The following is a 22,584-nucleotide window of genomic DNA, read 5'->3' on the forward strand; positions in this document are numbered from 1 at the left end:
ACGGGGGTGGGGCAAGCAAACGCCGCCGTCCGTGACAGGACGGTGAGGGTTGCATTTTCGGGCGTTCAGGTGCTGAGTTTCGAGCGCTTGGGCAACTGCGCCTTCAGGAAGGCCATCTGGTCGGCCAGGATGTTGCGGTTGGACAGGATCAGGTGCTCGATCCAGCTGGGCCGGTAGGGCACTGCCAGCAGGGGCATGCCGGCCTGCTGCGGGGTGCGGTCGCTCTTGCGCGAATTGCAGTGGAAGCACGCGGTGACCACGTTTTCCCAGCAGTCCAGGCCACCTTTGGACAGCGGCATGACATGGTCGCGGGTAAGCGTCGGGCGGGTGAACTGCTGGCCGCAGTACATGCACAGATGGGCGTCGCGGGCGAACAGGGCCTGGTTGGTCAGGTTCGGCGTGGGGTCGATCGCGCGGGAGCGGGCGTGGCCGCGGGCGGCGATGATCGGGTGCAGGTCCATGCCGCTCTGCAGGCCGCTGAAGCGGTTGGTGCCACCGTGGATGTGCAGGCAGGGATCGCCGAGCGTCCAGGCCACTGCCTCGCGGGCGTAGAGGCAGGCCGCATCCTGCCAGGTGATCCAGTCCAGTACGCGTCCGTGGGCATCAAGCGAGAGCAGCCGGACCGAACCGGGGCGATGCAGCGTCGTGGCGTTGGGCGATGCTTCGGCGCCCGGAGCAGAAAACGGAGCTCCGGCTTCGATCAGACCCAAGCGTGTAGTGTCTGTCTCCATCGGGAGAACAGCTTATACCTGAATGTTGACGATTTGTGTATCGCCGACAGGCGATACACAAATCGTCAACATTCAGGTCCGCGCATTCCGCATCCCAGCCCGCCGATGGCGGGTTGGGATGCCCACGCATTCCTCCTATCCCCTGCGCCGTCGGCGCGCCCCCCTTAACAAAGGGGGGCTTCTCTCCAGATGGATTCCGGTGGTTTTCATCCACGCATGGCGTGGATCTACGCAGATCGCGGGGAACTGTCAGAGGCGGGGCGGTGTGGGTTGGCAGGACCGTTGGCGCCATGGATGGCGCCATCGAGCCCCCAGGGGTGAGGGCGCTTTGCTTGCGAAGCACTGCTTCGCAAGCGCCCGAACGCCCAGCCGCCAGCGGCTGGGCCGGACCGCGGAGCGGGGTTTACGGCGTGTCCTGCCAACCCACACCGCCCCGCCATCCACCGGGATGCAGCTGTTGCTTTTGCGGTCGCCGGCCAGCGGCCGGCACTACCGCGGGTGCCGGGCGTAGCCCGGCTCAGGCGCCGAAGCGCTCGTCGTCCATCGCCATCAGCGGGGCGGCGCCGGACTGGATCGCGGCGGCGTGGCTGAGCGTGCGCGGCAGCACACGGGCGAAGTAGAACCGCGCAGTCTCGCGCTTGCCCTGGGCGAAAGCGGCGCCGTGTGCGCTGGCGTCGGCGGCGGCTACGCTGCGGGCCCACCAGTAGGCCAGCACCACGTAACCCGAATAGAACAGGTAGTCGTAGCTTGCTGCGCCCAGTTCGTCCGGATTGGCGGCCGCGCGCTGCAGCACGTCCATCGTCAGCTTGCCCCATTCGGCGGCCTTGGCGCGCAGCGGGCCAATGAACTCGGCCAGCGCTTCGTTGCCCTCGTGTTCCTTGGCGAAGGCTTCGATCTCGGCCAGCATCAGCTTCAGGCCGGCGCCCTGGCTGGACGCGGTTTTGCGGCCGATCAGGTCCAGCGCCTGGATGCCGGTAGTGCCTTCATACAGCGTGGTGATGCGGGCGTCGCGGGCCAGCTGCTCCATGCCGTGCTCGCGGATGTAGCCGTGGCCACCGAAGCACTGCAGGGCGTTGTAGGTGTTCTCGATGCCCCATTCGGTCTGGCAGGCCTTCGAGATCGGGGTCAGGAAGCTCACCAGGGTGTCGGCGCGCTCGCGCTCAGCGGCATCCTCGGCATGGTGGGCAACGTCGATGAGGGTGGCGGCGTGCAGCGCCAGCAGGCGGCTGCCTTCGACCAGCGACTTCACCGTCAGCAGCATGCGGCGCACATCCGGGTGGACCAGGATCGGGTCGGCCGGCTTGTCCGGGAACCTGGCACCACTCAGGGCGCGCGACTGCAGGCGCTCACGGCTGTACTTCAGCGCGTTCTGGTAGGCGCGCTCGGACAGGCCGATGCCCTGCAGGCCGACCCCCAGGCGCGCGGTGTTCATCATGGTGAACATCGCCTGCAGGCCCTTGTGCGGCTGGCCGACCAGGTAGCCCTGCGCGCCATCGAAGTTCATCACGCAGGTGACCGACCCCTTGATGCCCATCTTGTGCTCGATCGAGCCGCAGCGCAGTGCGTTGCGCTTGCCGACGTTGCCGTCGCGGTCGACCTTGAACTTCGGGGTGACGAACAACGAGATGCCCTTGGCACCCGGGGGAGCGTCAGGCAGCTTGGCCAGCACCAGGTGCACGATGTTGCCGGTCAGGTCATGCTCGCCGGCGGTGATGAAGATCTTGGTGCCGGTGATCGAATAGCTACCATCGGCGTTCGGCTCGGCCTTGGTCTTGAGCAGGCCGAGGTCGGTACCGCAGTGCGGTTCGGTCAGGCACATGGTGCCGGTCCAGCGGCCTTCGATCAGCGGCTTGAGGAAAGCCTCGTGCTGCCAAGCCTCGCCATGCTGCTTCAGCGCTTCGATGGCGCCGTGGGAGAGCAGCGGGAAGTTGCCCCACGCCAGGTTGGCGGCATTGATCATTTCGTTCAGCGGCACGCCCAGAGTGTGCGGCAGGCCCTGGCCGCCCAGCTCCGGCGAGGCGGTCAGGCCGGTCCAGCCGCCATCGACGAACTGGTCGTAGGCCTGCTTGAAGCCGGGCGGGGTGGTCACTTCACCGGTGGCCTGGTCGAGCACGCAGCCGATCTCGTCGCCGACGCTGTTGAGCGGGGCCAGCACGGTGCCGCTGAAGCGGCCGGCTTCTTCCAGCACGGCATCGACCACGTCGGCGGTGGCGTCGGTGAAGCCCAGGCGGGCGAACAGGGGTTCGACCTTGAGCACGTCGTGCAGGGCGAAACGGAGGTCGGAAAGCGGGGCGGTGTAGCTGCTCATCGGTACGTCTCGATTTGATCAGGGCAGGGGAGAGCGGCGCCGGGCGCCGCCACGAAAGGCGCGTTCAGCGCAGCACGCCGGGCAGGCCGGGGGCCTGGTTGAGGGTGCTGCGGCTGCTGATGTCGAAGCTGCGCTGCTTCTTTTCCTGCGGCGTGGCCGCCACCGTTCCCTTCAGGCCATAGGCCAGGGTGCGGTTGCTGGCCAGCGCATCGGCCACCACCAGGCGCGCGGCCGAGCTGGGCACCAGGTCGACATTGATCACGTCGGCGGAGGTGCCGCCGATGGAGATGCCGGGCTTGGCGTGCAGGGTGCCGGCTTCGTTGTCGCCGACGGTCAGCGCCAGCGAGATGTCATCGAAGGTCATCGGCATCGAGCTGAAGTTCTGCAGGCGCAGGGCCACGGTCCAGTTGCCGTCGGCACGCACGGTCAGCTGCTGCAGGCTGGCCGCCGGTTCCGAAACACGCTTGACGATGCCGTTGTTGCAGGCAACAAGGGCGAGGGTGCACAGGACAATCAAGGCGATACGGAAACGGTGGAGCATGGGCGCAAGTCCTCTGGAGGGGTGCGTTTGGATAAGCATACTACGGCGTATGGTTGTTTGGATCGCCTGTGGCGACCCGTCGCAGAGGGTAACGCGTGAAGATGGCGGCCGGGCGTGCGCGGTGCCGGACGGCGCGCGCGCGGCGCCGCGGTTGCGACGCGGTTCAATCGGCGGGCGTATCGCGAAGCGGGGCCATCAGGCGCAGCGGGCGCAGGTCGTAGCCCATGGCCTCGGCTTTTTCTTTCAGCGCTTCGAAGCGTGCGCGATCCATTTCCGGCAGGCGCGAGAGGATCCACAGGTACTTCCGGTCCGGTTCACCGACCAGTGCCCACTGATAGTCCGGGTCCAGCGCCAGCACCCAGTAGTCGGCCCAGACCAGCGGGACCCAGCTCAGCCAGTCCGGCGCGAAGCGCACCTGCAACTGGCCGGGATGGCCGGCCACCGCGCGTGCCACGCCTTCGGCGACCACGCGCTCACCGTCGCCGTTGCGGCAGGCGTTGGTGACACTGATGCGGCCATCGCTGCGCAGTCCGTAGTTGGCGGTGATCTCGCCCACGCACTGCTTCTGGAACGAGACCGGAAGATGCGCAATCTCGTGCCACTGGCCGGCGTAGCGATCGATGTCCAGGCGCTCGACCGCGCGCACAGGTTCAGTGGCGATCACCGGGAAAGCGGCCAGCAGCAGGCAGGCGAACAGGGCGGGGCGCAGAGGCATCGGTAGGCTCCAGGCAGGAGTCTGGAGCGTAGGTGCCGCCGCGCATGCCGGTGTAAATGTTTCGTCAACCGGGCGTGTGCGCAGGCGCCGCATCCGCCACTCGTGCAGTGCGCGAAGCACGGACAAAAAAAGACCTGCATCTCTGCAGGTCTCGAAAGATGGTGGCCGAAGACGGAATCGAACCGCCGACACGGGGATTTTCAATCCCCTGCTCTACCAACTGAGCTACTCGGCCAAACTGTGTGGCAATCACGATCAACTGCGATTCCCGAAAAAAAGACCCGCATTTCTACAGGCTGTCGAACGTGGTGGCCGAGGACGGAATCGAACCGCCGACACGGGGATTTTCAATCCCCTGCTCTACCAACTGAGCTACTCGGCCACGTAGTTCATTGCAGCGAGGTCGCTGCCAAGGACGCGCATATTACGGAGGTCAGCCGGCTACGGCAAGCATTTTGGCAAAAAACCTTCACATTGCCGTCTGCGCAGACGCAAGTACTTGATCCGCCGTCGCGGGGCAGGGGGGCGCTGGATGCCGATTCATCCGTGCGCGGTGGCGCGGTGATCATCGCGTGCGGCGCAATTCAGCGGGCCACGGTGATCGACAAACGCGGCGTGGCGCGGCCTGCGCGTGGACGGCACCGATACCGGACATGGAACGCTGTTTTCGTGACTCCCATGGGGGAACGCTGCGGCGTAGTGTCGGCGTTCCTTTCCTGATGCTGGCAACAGCAGAGACCGTCGTCATGTCCGACTCATCGACCACCACCCGCATCGTGCTGGCGTCGCGTCCGCAGGGGGCGCCCACTGCAGCCAATTTCCGCCTGGAGCAGGCCGCGCTGCCGCCCTTGGGCGACGGTGAGGTGCTGCTGCGCAATCGCTACCTCTCACTGGACCCGTACATGCGTGGACGCATGGATGAGGGACCGTCGTATGCCGCGCCGGTGGCAGTGGAAGCTGTGATGGAAGGCCAGACCGTGGCCGAGGTATTGCAGTCCAGGGCTGCGGGTGTCGCAGTGGGCGAACGGGTGCTGGCGCCGGGCGGGTGGCAGACCCACGCGGTGCTGCCGGCCAAGGCGCTGGGCCGCCGCCTGGACCCGGCCGGGCTGCCGTTGAGTACGGCGCTGGGGGTGTATGGCATGCCGGGCTTCACCGCCTATTCCAGCCTTCATGAAATCGCCCGCCTGCAGCCGGGAGAGACGCTGGTGGTGGCCGCTGCAACGGGGCCGGTCGGCGCGACCGTGGCGCAGTTGGCCAAGCTGCAGGGCGCGCGCGTAGTGGCTATCGCCGGTGGCGAGGCCAAGCGTGCCTATCTGCAGACGCTGGGCGTGGACGTGGCGCTGGATCATCGCGCGGCTGATTTTGCCGAGCAGCTGCGCGCGGCGGTACCTGCGGGTATCGACGTGTACTTCGAGAACGTCGGGGGCCATGTGCTGGATGCGGTGCTGCCGTTGCTCAACGACTTCGCCCGCATTCCGGTGTGCGGCACCATCGCCACCTACAACAATCGTGGTGTTGCGCAGCCTGGCCCGGACCGCCTGCCGGTGCTGTTCAGCCAGATCCTGCGCCAGCGCCTGACCGTGCGCGGTTTCATCGTGCACGACTTCAAGCACCTGTGGCCGGACTTCGAGCGCGAGATGGCGCAGTGGCTGCGTGAGGGCCGCATCCAGTACCGCGAGGATGTGGTGGAAGGGCTGGAAAATGCACCGGAGGCGTTCTTCGGGCTGCTGCAGGGGCACAACTTCGGCAAGCTGGTGGTGAAGCTGGACTGAGGGCTTGGCCGATGCCGGCCAAGGTTGGCGGCTACCGGAGGTTCGGGGCGCCGACAAGGTCGGCGGCTTGCGGGTCGCGTCAGCCGTTGGCGACCTTTTCCCGGCGCAGCAGTTCGCGCTTGCGTGCCACGCCCCAGGCATAGCCGGACAGGTCGCCGTCGCGGCGCACCACCCGGTGGCAGGGCACCGCCACGGCCAGCGGATTGCTTGCGCAGGCGCGTGCCACCGCGCGGCTCGATTGCGGCGCGCCAATACGCGCGGCGATTTCGGCATATGAGGCCGTCTGTCCGCGCGGAATCTGCTGCAGCGCCTGCCATACACGTTGCTGGAAGGCCGTGCCGCGGATGTCCAGCGGCAGCGTGGCGCCTCGCGAGGGATCCTCGACCAGGCCCACCACCTGTGCCACCAGTTGTTCATAGCCGCTGTCGGCCCCGACCAGTTCGGCCTGGCGGAAGCGCTGCTGCAGTGACTGCAGCAGCGCTTCCGGATCGTCGCCGAGCAGGATCGCGACCACGCCGGTGGCACTGCTGGCCACCAGCACGCTGCCCAACGAACTTTCGGCAAGCGCGAAGTGGATGACTTCGCCGCGACCACCGGCACGCCATTGCTTCGGCGTCATGCCCAGCAGCTTCGGCGCGTTCTCGTAGAAGCGACCGCTGGAGCCGAAGCCGGCATCGTGGAAGGCGTCGGTGATGCGTTCCTGTTGTTCCAGCCCGGTGCGCAGGCGGTCGGCGCGCAGCGCGGCAGCGTACTGCTTCGGGGTCAACCCGGTTGCTTCCTTGAAAAGGCGATGCAGACGGGTTGGGCTGCAACCCGCGATCCCGGCCAGTTCCTGCAGCGAGGGTTCGTCGTGGCTGGCTTGAAGGTGGCGGCAAACCCGTTCGACGCGGGCATCGAGGGCGGTGGTGGCGGTGCTGTCCATGGCCGGATTCTGGCACGTACTGGTTCTGCGGAAACTCCGTTTCCTGCACCGATGGGCCGGGCCCGGAAACGGAGTGTTGGCAGGCGAGAGGCGCGGCATCGTGGCGGCCACTTCACAACCGGTACCACGACCATGCGGCTGAACAACAAGATTGCTCTCATCACCGGTGCCAGCGCCGGCATCGGCCGCGCCAGCGCGCTGCGCTTCGCTGCAGAAGGGGCAAAGCTGGTGCTCAACGCACGGCGGCCGGAGCCGCTGCAGGCGCTGGCCGAGCAGATCCGCGCCGCCGGTGGCGAGGTGGTGGTGCATGCCGCGGACGTGGCTGATCCGGCCACGGCACAGGCGCTGGTGGAACTGGCCCAGCAGTCATTCGGTGGGTTGGACATCGCGCTCAACAATGCCGGCATGCTCGGCCCCGGTGCACCGGCAGCAGAGTTCCCGGTGGATGCGTGGCGCGAGGTGATGGCCACCAATCTCGATGCCGCCTTCCATGCCGCACGCGCCCAGTTGCCGGCGTTGCTGGCACGCGGCGGTGGCTCGCTGGTGTTTGTCGGCACCTTCGTCGGCCACACCGTCGGCTTCCCGGGAATGGCGGCCTATGCGTCGAGCAAGGCCGGCTTGATCGGCCTGAGCCAGGTGATCGCCGCCGAATACGGCGCGCGTGGCGTGCGCAGCAACGTGCTGCTGCCCGGGGGCACCGATACCGAGATGGGCCGGCAGGCGGCACCGACCGGTGATGCGCGTGATTTCGTGCGCTCGCTGCATGCACTCAAGCGCATGGCCAAGCCGGAGGAGATCGCCAATGCGGCGTTGTTCCTGGCCAGCGATGAAAGCAGCTTCGTTACCGGTACCGCAATGCGCGTTGAAGGCGGCGTGTCGATCACCCGAACCTGAGCGCCGTCACGTGCGAGGCGAGTAGCGGAGGCCGCTGCTCGCCATGAATCCCTTCGGGTCGAACCGGGCCCAGGCCTCGCCCCAGCTGAAGCGGGCGTGGCCGCCTGCCAGTTTGCGCCCCAGTGCCGTGGCCAAGGTGCGCCGCATGAAAGCGACTTCGGCATCGATCGCGGCCTGGGTCGGCCAGCCGTCTTCCAGTGTTGCACCGGGCAGATCGACGCTCATTGTCACCATGTCGAGGTATTGGCCGTGGAAGCACAGGCTGATGCCAGCGGGTGCACCGCCCAGGCTGAGCCGGTGCAGGCTCAGCCAGACATAGCCGGTGCCGACATCGCGCTCGCCATGCGTCAGCGTGGCGAAGGCGATGCGCGCCTCCTGCGGTGAGAGGCTGGGACAGATCAGGTTCGGCAGCGTGCCGAGCTGGATGCTGCCGTCGGTTGGATTGAGGTTCATCGGCACGGTGTGTGCCGCGTGCTGGGCGGGCGGGGGCATGGATGTACGCGGAATTCGTGCTGCATCGGATTCTGGGCGTGTGTTCACCGTCGCAGCAAGTGGGTTCGTGCACACGCTGTTGGCGCGGGACTGACCTGTGGATTACCCGCCGGCCTCTAGCGTGGGGCAGAACGTCGGCCTGATGCCGATGAGGGAGTAATCAGATGAACGAGCCAGAAAAGGATCAGGACCCGAAGCAGGGCATCCAGGAAAGCCTCCAGGACCGGAAGCAGGACAACGTGGCGAAGCAGCGGCCGGGCCAGTGCGACCAACAGGTGCGTGATGCGCATTCGCGCAGCCCGCGCCGCAAGGATGGCGGCCAGGAACCCGGCTAGGCGGATTCCAGACAAGAAAAAACCCGTAGATCGCCAGGATCTACGGGTTCTTCTGAATAGTGGTGGAGCCAAGGAGGATCGAACTCCTGACCTCGTCATTGCGAACGACGCGCTCTCCCAGCTGAGCTATGGCCCCACGGCAGGGCTGCAGTGTAGCGCTGCCTGCCGGGCTTGCCAAGCGCCGGGCAGGGACGACGCAAGGCCTGGATCCACCGCCGTGCCGGCCGGATTCGGGCCAGTGCTTGGCGCAGCAGGGCGAATTCGACAGAGACCAGGCGTTGCGCAAGGCAATGCCGGGGGCGGCAGCAATGAGCAGTCGTCCCGCGAAGCCGTGGCGCCGTAGAAGTAAAGGCGAGAGTTGGTTTCGCAGCGCGCATGCGGGCGACTTGCGAGGGTCGATGTCGCGCTGACCCGGCTGCCAGGAGCTTCGGGGTCAGATCCGTTTTCCCTTGGAAAACGGATCTGACCCCAGGCGCTGCCGGCGGACTGTGCCGAAACCGCTTGTTTCGCCGGGTTCGGGTGCCGCGCAACGAAATCGTAACAGTTTGGGGGATAATGGCCGCTTGCGCAGTTTTCCCCCTTTTTGCCGCCCGGCTCGCGCAGGCCGCACGGACGCCTCCTCAGAGCATTCCATGCCCTCCCATTCCGATTCCCGCCGCCTGTCGGGTATGTCGTCTTCCTTCGTTTCCTTCCGCCGCCATCCGCTGGCCCTGGCCTGCGCCGGCCTGGCTCTGGTCGGCAGCTTCGGTGCCGCCGCGCAGGACAGCGCGCCGACCCCGACCGGCCTGGACACGATCACCGTGACCGCCGAACACCGTGAGCAGAACCTGCAGGAAGTGCCGGTCTCGGTGGGGGTGGTACAGGGCGAGCGCATGCGCGACTTCACCGCCGGCGGCGACGACACCCTGCTGGCACTGTCCGGCCGCGTGCCGAGCCTGTATGCGGAAACCACCACCGGCCGCATCTTCCCGCGCTTCTATATCCGTGGCCTGGGCAATATCGACTTCTACCTGGGGGCCTCGCAGCCGGTGTCGATCATCCAGGACGATGTGGTGCTGGAGCACGTGGTGCTGAAGTCCAACCCGGTCTATGACGTGGACCAGGTGGAAGTGCTGCGTGGCCCGCAGGGCTCGCTGTTCGGCCGCAACACCACCGCCGGCATCGTCAAGTTCGACACCCTGAAGCCGACCCAGGACTACACCGGCCGGGTCAGCGCCAGCTACGCGACCTACAACAGCGTGTCGATCGACGGCGGCTTCGGCGGTCCGATCAATGACATCGCCTCGTTCCGCGTGTCGGCGCTGTACCAGCACCGCGATGACTACGTCGACAACACCTACAAGGGCCCGAGTGCCGACGGCACGGTCAGCCCGAAGAAGAACGCGATGGGCGGCTTCGATGACCGCAACGTACGCGCGCAGCTGCTGCTGACCCCGAGCGACCAGTTCTCGATCCTGGCCTCGGCCCACGCCCGTGACTACGAAGGCACCTCGACCCTGTTCCTGCGCGGTGCGCTGACCAAGGGCTCGAACAAGACCGACGTGCCGCGCGACCAGGTCGCCTACGACGAAGCCGACAACAATCCGCAGGCCTACAAGACCTACGGCGGCTCGGTGAAGGCACGTTACGACTTCGGCGCGATCGACTTCACCTCGATCACCGCCTACGAAACCACCTCCGGCTACAGCCGTGGCGACACCGACGGCGGCGCTGCGGTGAATTTCCCGGTGAACGGCGTGCCGAACGGCTACGGCCAGTCGATGGGCCGCATCCGTGACCTGGACCAGTGGACCCAGGAATTCCGCCTGGCCAGCCATGACGACAGCGCGCTGCAGTGGCAGGCCGGTGCGTTCTACTTCAACGGCAGCGACACCACCGACTTCTACCAGCGCGCCTGGTTCCTGCAGGGCGCGGCACGCAACCCGAACAACTGGGTGCGCCTGCGCAACAAGAACACCTCGTGGGCCGGTTTCGGCCAGCTGAGCTATGCCTTCACCGACAAGTTCACCGTCACGGCCGGCCTGCGCCAGACCCGGGACGAGAAGCACACCCGCCTGCTGAAGACGGCTGACACTGCCGCTGGCGTGGTCACCTACAAGGGCCGCACCGACGTCAAGATGTCCGACACCACCCCGAGCTGGGATCTGAGCGCGATGTATCAGATCACGCCGGACGTAAGCGTCTATGCCAAGGTCGCCCGCGGTTTCCGCGGCCCGACCATCCAGGGCCGCTCGGCCGTGTTCAATGCCGACTTCACCACCGCCGATTCCGAGACCATCCTGTCCTGGGAAGCGGGCGTGAAGAGCAGCCTGTGGGACAACCGCCTGCGCTTGAACGCCACCGCGTTCACCTACACCGTCAACGACATCCAGCTCAACGGCAACGATTCGGACGGCAACGGCGTGCTGTTCAACGCCGACAAGGCCAAGGCCTATGGTTTCGAAGCGGACATGGAGCTGCGCCCGATCCCGAACCTGACCCTGAGCGCCGGCCTGAGCCTGCTGCACAGCGAGATCAAGGACAAGCGCGTCTACGCGCAGGTCTGCGGCCTCAACGGCCAGGTGGTGTGCACGGTGAATGACCCGACCATCAAGGTCGGTGCCAACACCTTCGCGCAGATCGACGGCAACCCGCTGCCGAACGCACCGAAGTACAACGTCAACCTGGCCGCCCGTTACGACTTTCCGGTCAGCGACGCGGGCACCATGTTCGTGTCCACCGACTGGAACAAGCAGGGCTACACCAGCTTCGTGCTGTACGACAGCAAGGAGTTCAACTCCAAGGGTGATTTCGAAGGCGGCCTGAAGATCGGCTACTCGGGCAACTACGGTGCCTACGAAGTGGCGCTGTTCGCGCGCAACATCACCAACGAGAAGAACCTCAAGGGTGTGATCGAGAACTATATGGCTGCGGTCTACAACGAACCGCGCACCGTCGGTGTCTCGCTGAACATGAACTGGTAATGCATTGCCACGGTGGCGGGTCTTCCCGCCATCGTACTGCTGGAATGCAAAGGGCGGCCCGGTGATCCGGGTCGCCCTTTTTCATGGCCTTCGACGGTGGCCGGAACGCAATCCCGCGCCGCGCTCGGCGCTTCAGCGTGTCGGCAGCAGCGCCTGCAGCCGCGACTCCAGTTCCTGCTGGCGCCAGCCGGCCAGTGCGGCCGGCCATTGGCGGCGCTCCAGGTAGCTTTCCAGATGCTTGCGCGAGGCCAGCACGCCATCCGGCAGACCCAGCTCGCGGCTGCGCTCGGCAACGGCATCCTGCAGCCTCTTCAGTGCCTGCTTGTTGGTGTCGTTGGCGGGCAATGCCAACGGTGCCTCGGCCTCATCGGCCAGCGGCGTGTCCAGCGCCTGCCACACCGCGCCGGCGAGCTTGCGCGGTGCCTTCGGGAACTGTTCAAACAGCGTGGCCAGCGCGGCGGCATCGGCCGGTGGCGTGCGTGCCAGCGTGGCGGCCAGTTCGTTGTCCAGGATCCAGCTGCGCGGGCGGTCGCTGCTGCGTGCCTGCACATCACGCCAGCGCAGCAGGCGCAGCAGGCGGCGCTGCGCGGGAGCATCGAGAAACTGCGCTGAGCGCATCGCCAGATGCGGCCAGCGGTCCTCGTCATTGGCGACGCTGGCCAGCAGGCGCTCGCCGTCGTCGTGCAGCCACTGCTGGCGGCCCAGCGCCTGCAACTTGGCATCAATGGCGTCATGCAGCGCGAACAGGTGCTCGACGTCGTCGGCGGCGTATTGCAGTTGCGACTCCGAGAGCGGACGGCGCATCCAGTCCGAGCGGGTTTCGCCCTTGGCCAGCGCCACGCCGGTGATTTCCGCGACCAGCTTCTGGTAGCCCATGCCGCCACCAATGCCGGCCAGCGAGGCGCCGATCTGTGTGTCGAACAGCGGTCGCGGCAACACGCCGCAGGTCCACTTGAAGGCAACTAGGTCTTCGCTGGCGCTGTGCATCACCTTGGTGATCGACTCATCGGCCAGCCACGGCGCCAGTGCCTCGGCCATACCGGGAATCAGCGGATCGATCAGCAGGATGTCCTGCCCGACCGCCATCTGCACCAGAGCCAACTGCGGCCAGAACGTGCGTTCACGGATGAATTCGGTGTCCAGGCCGATGCGGGCCGGACGCTGCTGGAAGTACGCATCCAGCTCGGCGGGGGTGGTGATCCAGGTTGCCACGGGTCAGGGCCTACTACTCGGGTTTGCTCAGGCAGGGGAGAATAGCCTAACGTCGGTCCGCGTCCGTGCCGAAGGAGATCCTGCTTGCGTTTTCCGCTGTCGTCCGTGCTGTGCACCGCTCTGGCCGTGGCCTTGGCCGGTTGCACGCCGTCGCCCTCGGCAACACCGGAGCCGGGGCCGGCTGCTGGCGAAGACGCGCGGCCGCAGGAAGGTTCACTGGCGGAGCCGACACCGGGGGCGGGGCAGGGTAGCGTCACCATTGCCGGTGAGGATGCCACCGAGGACGTGCAGCGGTGGACACCGCCACGGGTCGACCGGCAGGGCCGCAACGTCGCCCAGCTGCGCCGCGCAGCCGAAAAGGCGTTCAGCGAAGGGCACCTGTACGAGGACGCCGACGCGGCGGTTCCGCTGTGGCTGGCGGTGCAGGAGGAAGATCCGGATGATCGCCTGGCCCGCAGCGGCCTGCAGCGTGCTCGCCAGCGCCTGCAGCAGCAGGCCGATGCTCTGCTGGTTCGGCCACTACGGCAGCGCGAGGCGCTGGCCGAGGCGAGTCGCCAGGCACTGGTGCTGCTGACCCTGGCGCCGAAGGATGAGAAGGTGCGCGCGCTGCAGGGCCGGGTGGAGCTCGCCCAGCGCGTGGTGGCCTATAACCGTGCCGGCGAGGAAGACCTGCGATCGGGGCGGATCGGCGAGGACGGTGACGGTGCGATCGGCAACTTCCGTGAAGCGCTGGCTCTGGACGAACACAACAGCCGGGCGCGGCAGGGCCTGGCGGCGGCCGAAAGTGGCCTGATCCGCCGGGCCGAGGACGCCGCGCGTGTACGCGACTTTGCCAGTGCGGGCACCTGGCTGGCCGAAGCCAGCAAGGTCCGTGACTCGTCACCGACCATTGCCGATGCCTTCGAGCGCATCGAGCAGATCCGCGCCGCCGCGCTGCTGCAGCTGCGTGATGAGGGCCTGCGCGAGCTGGCCACGCCGCAGGGGCTGAAGCCGGCGCGCGAAAAGCTGGCCGAGGCCCTGCGCATCGCCTTGCCGGGGGATGCGGTGGTGGCCCAGCTGCGCGAACGCATCGATCTGGCCACCCACTACGGCAGCTTCCGTCCGGGCCAGGTGTTCAGCGACGCGATGCGTGATGGTGGGCGCGGTCCGCAGATGGTGGTGGTGCCGCATGGCGGCTTCCAGATGGGCGCGGGTGATGCCGAGCCCGGCTCCACCGACGCCGAGCGCCCCTCCCACTACGTGCGCTTTGACCGCGGCTTCGCGATGGCGATCACTGAGGTTACCGTCGGCGATTTCGAGCGCTATGTGAAGTCGACCAATGCACGACCACGTGCGACCCGGCGCGGCCACTCGGTGGTCTATGACGAGCGCAGCGGCAATTTCATCCGCCGCAGCGGCGTTGACTGGCGTTCGGATTACGATGGCGCGCGTGCACTGGGTAACTCGCCGGTGATGCATGTCAGCGTGCGGGATGCCGAGAACTACGCGGCATGGCTGTCCGAGCAGACAGGACGCAGCTACCGGCTGCCGAGCGAGGCCGAATTCGAATATGCGCTGCGCGCCGGGAGCAGTGGCCGCTACCCCTGGGGAGACGCTGGTACGCCGCCGCCGGGCAGCGGCAATTTCACCGGCAGCAAGGACGTCTCGCCTTCGGGTCGGCACTGGCACAACGCATTCATCGGCTATGGCGATGGCTGGTGGGGACCGGCGCCGGTGGCCAGTTTCCAGGCCAATGCTTTCGGCCTGCACGACATGGCCGGGAATCTGAGCGAATGGGTGGCCGACTGCTGGCACGCCAGCTACCGGCGTGCGCCGTCCGATGGTGTCGCCTGGTTCAACCCGGGCTGCCGGTCGCGGGTGATCCGGGGCGGTAACTGGGCCAATGCGCCCGAGCAGACCCGTGCGGCCTGGCGTCAATCGCAGGATTCGGACACCACCAATGCGCGCATCGGCTTCCGCCTGGTGCGCGGCATCTGAGCGGCATCGGGCTTCACCCGCTGCTGGCGTCCGCGCACTAAGATTGCGCCGTGCCCGCCAGCCGGCGGGGTCTGCTGGAAGACCACCGATGCGCAACGATCCCTTTTCCCGCTCGCCCCAAGGTCCGCAGCGACGCGGCCTGTTCGGCAACATCCGCTGGTGGGTGCTGCTGCTGGCGGCGGGCTACGCGGTGTTCTACTGGTTCTCCAATCGCACCGTCAATCCCTACACCGGCGAGAAGGTGATGATCGACAGCAGCCTGGATGCGCGCCAGGAGACCGCGCTCGGTCTGCAGGCCTACCAGCAGATCCTCTCGCAGGAACGGCCGATGGATCCGAATGCGCCGATCGCGCGCGATGTGCGCGACATCGCGCAGCGCCTGATCGCCAAGGTGGACGTGGTGGAGACCGCGCTGGCACAGGAGCACGGCGTGCAGCCCGCGCATTTCGCGCGGGATTTCCAGTGGGAAGTGAACGTGATCCCGTCCGAGCAGGCCAATGCGTTCTGCCTGCCGGGCGGCAAGATGGCGGTCTACACCGGCCTGGTGCCGGTGGCGCGTACGCGTGATGCGATGGCGGTGGTGATGGGGCATGAGATCGCCCACGCGCTGTTGCGCCATGGTGCGCAGCGGATGGCGCAGCAGAAGCTGACCCAGATCGGGCAGATGGCCGGTGCCGCCAGCGGCATGGATGCGCAGCAGCAACAGATGATGATGTCGGCGATGGGCTACGGCTATCTGCTGCCCTATGCGCGCAGCCACGAGACGCAGGCCGATGAAGTGGGGCTGATGCTGGCCGCGGCGGCGTGCTTCGATCCCCGCGAGGCGGTGCCGCTGTGGCAGCGCATGGGCCAGGCCAGTGGCGGCCAGGCGCCGCCGGAGTTCGCTTCCACCCACCCGAATCCGGGCACCCGCATCCAGAACCTTCAGGCACTGATGCCGAAGGCGCTCGAGTACCGGCAGAAGTTCTGCGAGCAGGCAAAGTAGAGGGTGTTCGGCAGGGCTTGCAGCCCTGCACCTGCCGAAGCCAGAGCAACAGCAACAGCAACAGCCGAAGCAAAAGCTGGCTATCCGTGGGATGGCGGGGTGGGTCCGGTTGCGGGAGACGCCGTAAACCCCCAGTCCGGCCCAGCCGCTGGCGGCTGTGCGTTCGGGCGCTTGCGAAGCAGTGCTTCGCAAGCGAAGCGCCCTCACCCATGGGGGCTTGGCCGCGGCATCCATGCCGCGGACACTCCCGCAACCGGACCCACCCCGCCTTCGACAGATGTCCGCGATCTGCCGGAATGGCGCTTGGGGTCAGATCCGTTTTCCGCAGGAAAACGGATCTGACCCCGAATTGATTCGATATCTGAAAGAGATTCATCCACGCATGGCGTGGATCTACCGACCGTCATCGGGACACTGTCGAGGGTGGGGCGGTGTGGCTGTGCAGGACCGTTGGCGCCATGGATGGCGCCATCGAGCCCCCAGGGATGGGTTTACGGCGTGTCCTGCACAGCCACACCACCCCGCCAAGCTTTCAGCAATCCAGGGCCGCTTTCGCTGTTGCTTCGGCTGTTGCATTTGCCTCTGCAGGTGCAGGGCGCAGCCCTGCCGAACACCCCTCTACTTGACCTGCACGTCGATCACGCCGTCGCCGACGCGGGCCTGCAGGGCGTCACCAGGTTGCACCTGGTCGATGCGCCGCACCAGCGCACCATCGTCGCTGCGGGTCAGGATGCTGTAGCCGCGGGCTACGGTGGCCAGCGGGCTGACTGCTTCCAGTGAACGCGCCAGCCCGCGCAGCCGCAGTGCATCGCGCTCCAGCAGACGCTGCATCGCTGCCTGCGGTCGTCCGCGCAGGGCGGCCAAGCGGCGCTGCATCGTGTCGAGCTGGCGCTGTGGATGGTGCCCGCGCAGGACCGCCGCTGCATGGCGAAGCCGCGCAGCACGGCGCTCCTGCTGCTGGTTGAACGCGGCATGCAGGCGTCGTCCCAGATCGAGCTGGCGTCGACGCAGCAGATCCAGTCGTGCCTGCGGGCTCTGCGCGTTCAGGCGCAACAGGGCGCGGTCGGCGCGCTGCATCGCCTGTTGCATCGCATGCCGGTGCAGCTGCAGCATGCGAACGGCCGTGCGGCGCACGCGCAGGGCCAGTTCGCGCTGGTCCGGTACCAGCAGCTCAGCCGCCACCGATGGCGTCGGTGCACGCAGGTCGGCGGCGAAGTCGCTCAGGCTGAAGTCGGTTTCGTGGCCAACCGCAGACACCACCGGGGTGCGGCTGGCGGCGACCGCACGGGCCAGGGCTTCGTCATTGAAGGCCCACAGGTCTTCCAGCGAACCACCACCGCGGGTCAGCAGGATCACGTCGTAGCGGCCGCTGGCATCGGCGGCCTGCAGCAGCCGGGTGATCTGCGCGGCGGCACTGCTGCCCTGTACCAGGGTCGGCAGCAGGTCAACTTCCAGCAGCGGGAAGCGCCGGCCGAGCACGCTCAGCACATCGCGCACGGCAGCGCCGGTGGGCGAGGTGATCACGGCCAGGCGTCGCACGTGCGCCGGCAGCGGCCGCTTGCGTGCCGGGGCGAACAGGCCTTCGGCCTCCAGCCGTGCCTTCAGCTCCTCGAAGGCGCGGCGCAGCGCGCCTTCGCCGGCTTCCTCCATGTGGTCCAGCACCATCTGGTACTCGCCACGGGCGTCGTACAGGGTCACCTTGCCGCGCACCAGCACGCGCATGCCTTCGCGCGGCACGAACTTCAGGTACTGCGCCTTCATCCGGAACATCGCCGCACGCAGCTGCGCGCGCGCGTCCTTCAGGGTGAAGTAGAGGTGTCCGGAGGCAGGACGCGCCACGCTGCCCAGTTCGGCCTCGACCCAGATCGCCGGGAAGCTGCCTTCCAGCAGGTCGCGGGCCAGGGTGTTGAGCTGGCTGGGGGTGAGGATGTCGTTGTTGCGTGGCTGCATGGAAACGGCGTGCTGCGGGCGGAACGGGGGCTCAGGATCGCACGTCAGCGCGCCGTATGCTGGCCCAGTGCCCACTGCACGTGTTCACGCACCAGCGGCGAGGGATCGTCGATGCGGGTCTGCAGGGCAGCCAGCGCTTCGGCCGAGGACGGCGCATTGCCCAGCGCCACGGCGATGTTGCGTAGCCAGCGCTCATGGCCGCTGCGCCTGATCGGGCTGCCTTCGGTGCGGCGCAGGAACTCGGCTTCGTCCCAGGTGAACAGCTGGTCCAGGCGCGCGGTATCGAGGTTGTTGCGCGCGCGGAAATCGGCTTCGTCGGTGCGCTTGGCGAACTTGTTCCAGGGGCAGACCAGCTGGCAGTCGTCGCAGCCATAGATGCGGTTGCCGATCAGCGGGCGCATCTGTTCGGGAATGGCGCCGTCGTGTTCGATGGTCAGGTAGGAAATGCAGCGCCGCGCGTCCAGCCGCTGCGGGCCGGTGATGGCCTGGGTCGGGCAGACATCGATGCAGCGCGTGCAGGTGCCGCAGTGCGCCGTGGCCGGCGTATCGATCGGCAGCGGGATGTCGATGTAGATCTCGCCGATGAAGAACCAGGAACCGCCATGGCGGTCGATCAGGCAGGTGTGCTTGCCGATCCAGCCGAGCCCGGCGTTGCGGGCCAGTGCGCGCTCCAGGACGGGGGCGGAATCGACGAACACGCGGTAGCCCAGTGGCGCGACTTCGTCGTTGATCTGCGTGGCCAGCTTCTGCAGGCGGTTGCGCATCAGCTTGTGGTAGTCGCGGCCCAGCGCATAGCGCGCCACGTAGGCGCGGCCCGGGTCGGCCAGCGTCGCCCAGGCTTCGGTGTCATCCTTGTGGCTGTAGTCCATGCCCACCGAGATCACGCGCACAGTGCCGGGCAACAGCTCGGCCGGTCGTGCGCGCAGGGTGCCGTGGCGCGCCATCCAGTCCATCGTGCCGTACAGGCCCTGACCCAGCCAGTCGGCCAGGTGCGCCTCATCCTCGCCCAGCTCGATACCGGCGATGCCGCAGCGCTGGAAGCCATGCGCGCGGGCCAGTTCGCGGATGCGCTGCACGGCCTGGGCCGGATCGACGGGGGTGGGGGCGAGGGACATGCGCACCAGTATAAAATCCCTGCATGGCCAACCTCGCCGATCTGTTCGATTCCGCTGCCGCGCGTGCGCTTGATGCCCAGGCGTCCACCCTGGCGGGGGATGCTGGCTGGGGACTGATGGCGCAGGCCGGCCAGGCCGCCTGGCAGTGCCTGCTGCAGCATTGGCCGCAGGCGCAGCGCATCGGCGTGGTGGTCGGTGCGGGCAACAATGGCGGCGACGGCCTTGTGCTGGCTCGCCACGCGTTGCAGGCCGGACGCGAGGTGAGGGTGATCGCCCTGCCGGGCAGGGCGCCATCGACCGCGCTGGCGCAGCGTGCAACATCGGAGTTCAGGTCCGACGGCGGCGCCATCACCGAGTTCGACGGCGCGCTGCCCGAGGCCGACCTCTGGGTCGATGCCCTGTTCGGGCTGGGCTTCGATCGCGCGCCGGAGGGTGCGGCGCAGGCGCTGATCGTTGCGATCAATGCGCAGGCGGCACCTGTGCTGGCCCTGGATGTGCCCAGTGGCGTCGATGCCGACCGCGGTGCGATACCTGGCGCGGCAGTGCGCGCGGCGCTGACCCTGCAGTTCATCGTGGCCCATCGCGGGCTGTACACAGGCGACGCGCTGGATCATTGCGGGCACAAGGCCCTGGCACCCCTGCAGTTGCCCGCTGCCGCATGGCAAAGCGTGTCGCCTGCCGTGGAGTACTGGGCGCAGGCACGATTGCCGGCCCTGTTGCCGCCGCGCCGCGCAAATACCCACAAGGGCGAATCCGGCCACGTGCTGTGCGTCGGCGGCAACCATGGCAGCGGCGGTGCCATCGCCATGGCAGCCGAGGCCGCCTTGCGCGCAGGGGCGGGGCTGTTGAGCCTGGGTACCCGCCGCGACCACGTCGCTCCACTGCTGGCTCGCCTGCCCGAGGCGATGACCCACGCGCTGGAAGACGGCGAGGCGCTGCCGGCATTGCTTGACAGGGCAAAGGTGGTGGCGATCGGGCCCGGTCTGGGCCAGGACGAATGGGCGCGCGCACTGTTTGCGCGGGTGCTGGCCAGCGCCAAACCACTGGTGGTCGATGCTGACGCGCTGAACCTGCTGGCGCAGGATCCGCGTGCCTTGCCTGGCGCCGTCCTCACACCGCACCCGGGCGAGGCCGCACGCCTGCTCGGCTGCAGCACCAGCGACATCCAGGCCGATCGCTACGCCTGTGCGCAGACGCTCGCCGAGCGTTTCCACGCGGTGGTGGTGTTGAAGGGCGCCGGCAGCATCGTGGCGGCGCCCGGGCAAACGCCCCGGTTGGTCGCCGCCGGCAATCCCGGCATGGCCGTGGGGGGCATGGGCGACCTGCTCACCGGCATCATCGCCGGCCTGCGCGCGCAGGGCCTGGCCGCCTTCGATGCCGGCGCGGCGGGCGCGTTGCTGCATGCGCTGGCCGGCGACGCGGCTGCCGCTGACGGCGCACGCGGCCTGCTTCCTACTGATCTGCTGGCGCCGTTGCGGCGACTGGCCAACCCGGAACGCTTCCCATGACCGATTTCTTCCTTGCCGACAGCGACGCCACCGAACTGCTCGGGCAGTGGCTGGCGACCACCCGGCCGCCGCAGGCGCTGATCGAACTGCGCGGCGACCTGGGCGCCGGCAAGTCCACAACGGCCCGCGCGCTGCTGCGGGCGCTGGGCGTGCAGGGCGCGATCCGCAGCCCCACCTACACCCTGGTCGAGCGCTATCCGCTGGCCAGTGGCGGTGAGGCGTGGCACCTGGACCTGTATCGCATCGGCCAGGCCGGTGAGCTGGATTTCCTCGGCCTGGACGAGGGCAGCGCGGTCTTGTGGCTGGTCGAATGGCCGGAACGGGGCGCCGGCGCGCTGCCGCCGACCGACCTGGTGGTAGCACTGGAGATCGAAGGACAGGGGCGACGCGCCAGTCTCACCGCGAGCAGCGACGTTGGGCATGAATGGCTGAAACGGCTGCCTCAAGGGGGCGACTTGCAGGCCATTTCTGTCGGCTGACGAGAACAAACACCGGCAGGTTACGGATTATTAAGGAAAAAGGTGTTGCATTCCGTTCAGCGCGGTGATTGAATCCTGAGCCATGCGCCCGGGGAACCGTCTCATCGCCATCTGTGCCGCCGTCGGACTGGGTCTGGCGAGCGTCACTGCGTGGGCGGGTGAAGTCCGCCAGGTCCTGCTGAACACCGGCGCGACCGGCACCCGTGCCGAGATCTCGCTGGTCGGCAGTGGCGGCTACAAGACCCTGTCGCTGGCCGGCCCGAACCGCCTGGTGGTCGATTTCCCCGACTCCAGCGCCGTACGCAACCTGAAGATGCCGGCCGCGCAGGGCGTGGTCACGGCGGTGCGTACCGGACAGCCGGTCCCGGGCACTTTCCGTGTCGTCTTCGACCTTGCCGAATCGGTGGCGCCGTTCCGTCCGCAGATGCAGCGCGAGGGCAATGAATCCAAGCTGGTGATCGAATGGCCGGGTGATGGCCCTGCCGTGGCCACCAGCCGCCCGGCGACGCCACCGGCGGTGCAGTCGCAGGCGGCCGCTGTGGGGGGCTCAGTCGCGCCCGCGCCGGCCGAGAACGCGCAGTCGCGCACCGATGCTGCGCGGGCCACCGCCCTGCTGACCGCACAGGTGCAGCAGCAGGCCAGCGCCAGCGCCGCCGCACCCGCCACGCCGACCCCCGCACCGACCAGCGCGCCGGCCCAGGTTGCTGCGGCAGGCGTCGCGGCCAGCAGCACGCCTTCATCCTCGCCGGCTGCAATCCTTGCCGGCCAGCGCACTGCTGCGGTGGTGACCACGCCGCCGGCAACGGCCCCCACACCCGCGCCGACGCCGGCCGAGCCGCCGCGTCCGGCGATGCCCAGCGATGCATCGCGCATCCGCATGCAGCCCGGCATGCGCCACCTGGTGGTGGCGATCGATCCCGGTCATGGTGGCCAGGACCCGGGCGCGATCGGCCCGACCGGCAAGCGCGAGAAGGATGTCACCCTGGCGGTGGCGCGTGAGCTGGCCCGCCAGGTCAATGCCACGCCGGGCCTGAAGGCCTACCTGACGCGCGACAGCGACGTGTTCATTCCGCTGCCGATGCGCGCGCAGAAGGCGCGTGCGAACAAGGCGGACATTTTCATCTCGATCCACGCCGATGCGGCTGAAAACCGTTCGGCCACGGGTTCGTCGGTGTACGTTCTGTCGACCAAGGGTGCCTCCTCGCAGCGCGCCCGCTGGCTGGCGGACAAGGAAAACGCGGCCGACCTGGTCGGTGGGGTGCGCCTGCAGCAGACCGAAGGCACCCTGGCCAACGTGCTGCTGGACCTGGCCCAGAGCGGCTACATGAAGGCGTCCGAAGATGCGGCCGGCCACGTGCTGGGCGGCCTGAAGCGGATCGGCAACAACCACAAGCCGAACATCGAGCGCGCCAACTTCGCGGTGCTGCGCACGTCGGACATGCCGGCGATGCTGGTGGAAACGGCATTCATTTCCAATCCGGATGAAGAGCGCCGCCTGACGGACCCGGCATACCAGCGCAAGGTGGCGGGCGCCGTGCTGGATGGCGTGCACACCTTCTTCAGCCGCCAACCGCCGCCCGGCACGTTGTATGCCGCCCGCGCGCAGGCCGAGATCGACGCCGCAGCCACCATGGCAGGCGGCAGCAAGTAAGCCGCCGAAGGCGGGTTACTGCTTTCCGTAGAGT

General features: G+C 67.7%; 18 protein-coding genes and 3 tRNA genes. 9 read left to right on the forward strand and 12 right to left on the reverse strand.

Translation table 11 applies throughout. From position 1 onward, the window contains the following. Positions 1-65 precede the first annotated feature (65 nt). The 6 genes from AC5P74_RS04475 to AC5P74_RS04500 form a co-directional block, all read right to left on the reverse strand. Positions 66-731, reverse strand: a complete 666-nt coding sequence (locus tag AC5P74_RS04475) for an HNH endonuclease (RefSeq protein WP_032954353.1) — start codon at positions 729-731, stop codon at positions 66-68. Positions 732-1,248: 517 nt separating this feature from the next. After that, entirely contained in the window at positions 1,249-3,039 is a 1,791-nt protein-coding gene (locus AC5P74_RS04480) for an acyl-CoA dehydrogenase C-terminal domain-containing protein (protein ID WP_329842378.1), read from the reverse strand. Between the two features lie 64 nt (positions 3,040-3,103). Continuing rightward, a complete protein-coding gene (locus AC5P74_RS04485; protein WP_065196612.1) occupies positions 3,104-3,580 on the reverse strand; it encodes an LEA/WHy family protein in 477 nt (158 codons plus the stop codon). A gap of 163 nt (positions 3,581-3,743) precedes the next feature. Continuing rightward, complete coding sequence (locus tag AC5P74_RS04490) at positions 3,744-4,295, reverse strand: lipocalin family protein (RefSeq protein WP_005417806.1); 552 nt, start codon at positions 4,293-4,295, stop codon at positions 3,744-3,746. 159 nt (positions 4,296-4,454) lie between these two features. Then, a tRNA-Phe gene (locus AC5P74_RS04495) sits at positions 4,455-4,530 on the reverse strand. Positions 4,531-4,601: 71 nt separating this feature from the next. Beyond that, a tRNA-Phe gene (locus AC5P74_RS04500) sits at positions 4,602-4,677 on the reverse strand. A gap of 364 nt (positions 4,678-5,041) precedes the next feature. Between AC5P74_RS04500 and curA the strand changes: the two genes are divergently transcribed. Then, entirely contained in the window at positions 5,042-6,067 is a 1,026-nt protein-coding gene (gene curA / locus AC5P74_RS04505; protein WP_188239300.1) for an NADPH-dependent curcumin/dihydrocurcumin reductase, read from the forward strand. 79 nt (positions 6,068-6,146) lie between these two features. Here curA and AC5P74_RS04510 read toward each other — a convergent pair whose 3' ends face one another. After that, a complete protein-coding gene (locus AC5P74_RS04510) occupies positions 6,147-6,989 on the reverse strand; it encodes a bifunctional transcriptional activator/DNA repair enzyme AdaA (protein WP_206620024.1) in 843 nt (280 codons plus the stop codon). Between the two features lie 132 nt (positions 6,990-7,121). On the opposite strand from AC5P74_RS04510, the gene AC5P74_RS04515 reads away from it, so the two are divergent. Beyond that, positions 7,122-7,883, forward strand: coding sequence for an SDR family oxidoreductase (locus tag AC5P74_RS04515; RefSeq protein ID WP_206620023.1), 762 nt, complete (start codon positions 7,122-7,124; stop codon positions 7,881-7,883). A 6-nt stretch (positions 7,884-7,889) separates the two neighbouring features. Here AC5P74_RS04515 and AC5P74_RS04520 read toward each other — a convergent pair whose 3' ends face one another. Beyond that, a complete protein-coding gene (locus AC5P74_RS04520; protein ID WP_053500731.1) occupies positions 7,890-8,375 on the reverse strand; it encodes a hypothetical protein in 486 nt (161 codons plus the stop codon). Positions 8,376-8,539: 164 nt separating this feature from the next. Here AC5P74_RS04520 and AC5P74_RS04525 point away from each other — a divergent pair, with 164 nt between their 5' ends. Then, the gene (locus tag AC5P74_RS04525; RefSeq protein WP_495204855.1) at positions 8,540-8,710 is read left to right on the forward strand and encodes a hypothetical protein; all 171 of its coding nucleotides are present in this window, start codon (positions 8,540-8,542) and stop codon (positions 8,708-8,710) included. A 60-nt stretch (positions 8,711-8,770) separates the two neighbouring features. Here the strand turns inward: AC5P74_RS04525 and AC5P74_RS04530 are convergent. After that, positions 8,771-8,846 (reverse strand) — tRNA-Ala (locus AC5P74_RS04530). A gap of 496 nt (positions 8,847-9,342) precedes the next feature. Between AC5P74_RS04530 and AC5P74_RS04535 the strand changes: the two genes are divergently transcribed. Next, positions 9,343-11,673, forward strand: a complete 2,331-nt coding sequence (locus AC5P74_RS04535; RefSeq protein WP_206620021.1) for a TonB-dependent receptor — start codon at positions 9,343-9,345, stop codon at positions 11,671-11,673. 132 nt (positions 11,674-11,805) lie between these two features. Here the strand turns inward: AC5P74_RS04535 and rnd are convergent, their stop codons facing one another. Continuing rightward, complete coding sequence (gene rnd, locus AC5P74_RS04540) at positions 11,806-12,885, reverse strand: ribonuclease D (protein WP_206620020.1); 1,080 nt, start codon at positions 12,883-12,885, stop codon at positions 11,806-11,808. A gap of 84 nt (positions 12,886-12,969) precedes the next feature. Here rnd and AC5P74_RS04545 point away from each other — a divergent pair, with 84 nt between their 5' ends. Both AC5P74_RS04545 and AC5P74_RS04550 read left to right on the forward strand, forming a co-directional pair. Beyond that, entirely contained in the window at positions 12,970-14,862 is a 1,893-nt protein-coding gene (locus AC5P74_RS04545) for a formylglycine-generating enzyme family protein (protein WP_171957252.1), read from the forward strand. An 88-nt stretch (positions 14,863-14,950) separates the two neighbouring features. Continuing rightward, positions 14,951-15,847: a M48 family metallopeptidase gene (locus AC5P74_RS04550; RefSeq protein WP_495204854.1), complete on the forward strand. Its 897-nt coding sequence runs from the start codon at positions 14,951-14,953 to the stop codon at positions 15,845-15,847. 618 nt (positions 15,848-16,465) lie between these two features. Here the strand turns inward: AC5P74_RS04550 and xseA are convergent. Then, on the reverse strand, positions 16,466-17,797 hold the full coding sequence (xseA, locus tag AC5P74_RS04555) for an exodeoxyribonuclease VII large subunit (RefSeq protein ID WP_495204853.1): 1,332 nt from the start codon (positions 17,795-17,797) through the stop codon (positions 16,466-16,468). Between the two features lie 44 nt (positions 17,798-17,841). Further along, positions 17,842-18,912 (reverse strand): tRNA epoxyqueuosine(34) reductase QueG, encoded by a 1,071-nt coding sequence (gene queG / locus AC5P74_RS04560; RefSeq protein WP_005417785.1) that lies wholly within the window; start codon positions 18,910-18,912, stop codon positions 17,842-17,844. 23 nt (positions 18,913-18,935) lie between these two features. Here queG and AC5P74_RS04565 point away from each other — a divergent pair, with 23 nt between their 5' ends. From AC5P74_RS04565 to AC5P74_RS04575, 3 genes are all read left to right on the forward strand, one after another. Next, complete coding sequence (locus tag AC5P74_RS04565) at positions 18,936-20,420, forward strand: bifunctional ADP-dependent NAD(P)H-hydrate dehydratase/NAD(P)H-hydrate epimerase (protein WP_053500620.1); 1,485 nt, start codon at positions 18,936-18,938, stop codon at positions 20,418-20,420. Further along, positions 20,417-20,899, forward strand: coding sequence for a tRNA (adenosine(37)-N6)-threonylcarbamoyltransferase complex ATPase subunit type 1 TsaE (gene tsaE, locus AC5P74_RS04570; protein WP_053500618.1), 483 nt, complete (start codon positions 20,417-20,419; stop codon positions 20,897-20,899). Before AC5P74_RS04565 ends, tsaE begins: the two co-directional genes overlap by 4 nt. An 82-nt stretch (positions 20,900-20,981) precedes the next feature. Continuing rightward, positions 20,982-22,550: an N-acetylmuramoyl-L-alanine amidase gene (locus AC5P74_RS04575; RefSeq protein ID WP_495204852.1), complete on the forward strand. Its 1,569-nt coding sequence runs from the start codon at positions 20,982-20,984 to the stop codon at positions 22,548-22,550. Positions 22,551-22,584: the final 34 nt, after the last annotated feature.

The organism is Stenotrophomonas sp. YJH_SMC_94-11 (genome assembly GCF_059370435.1).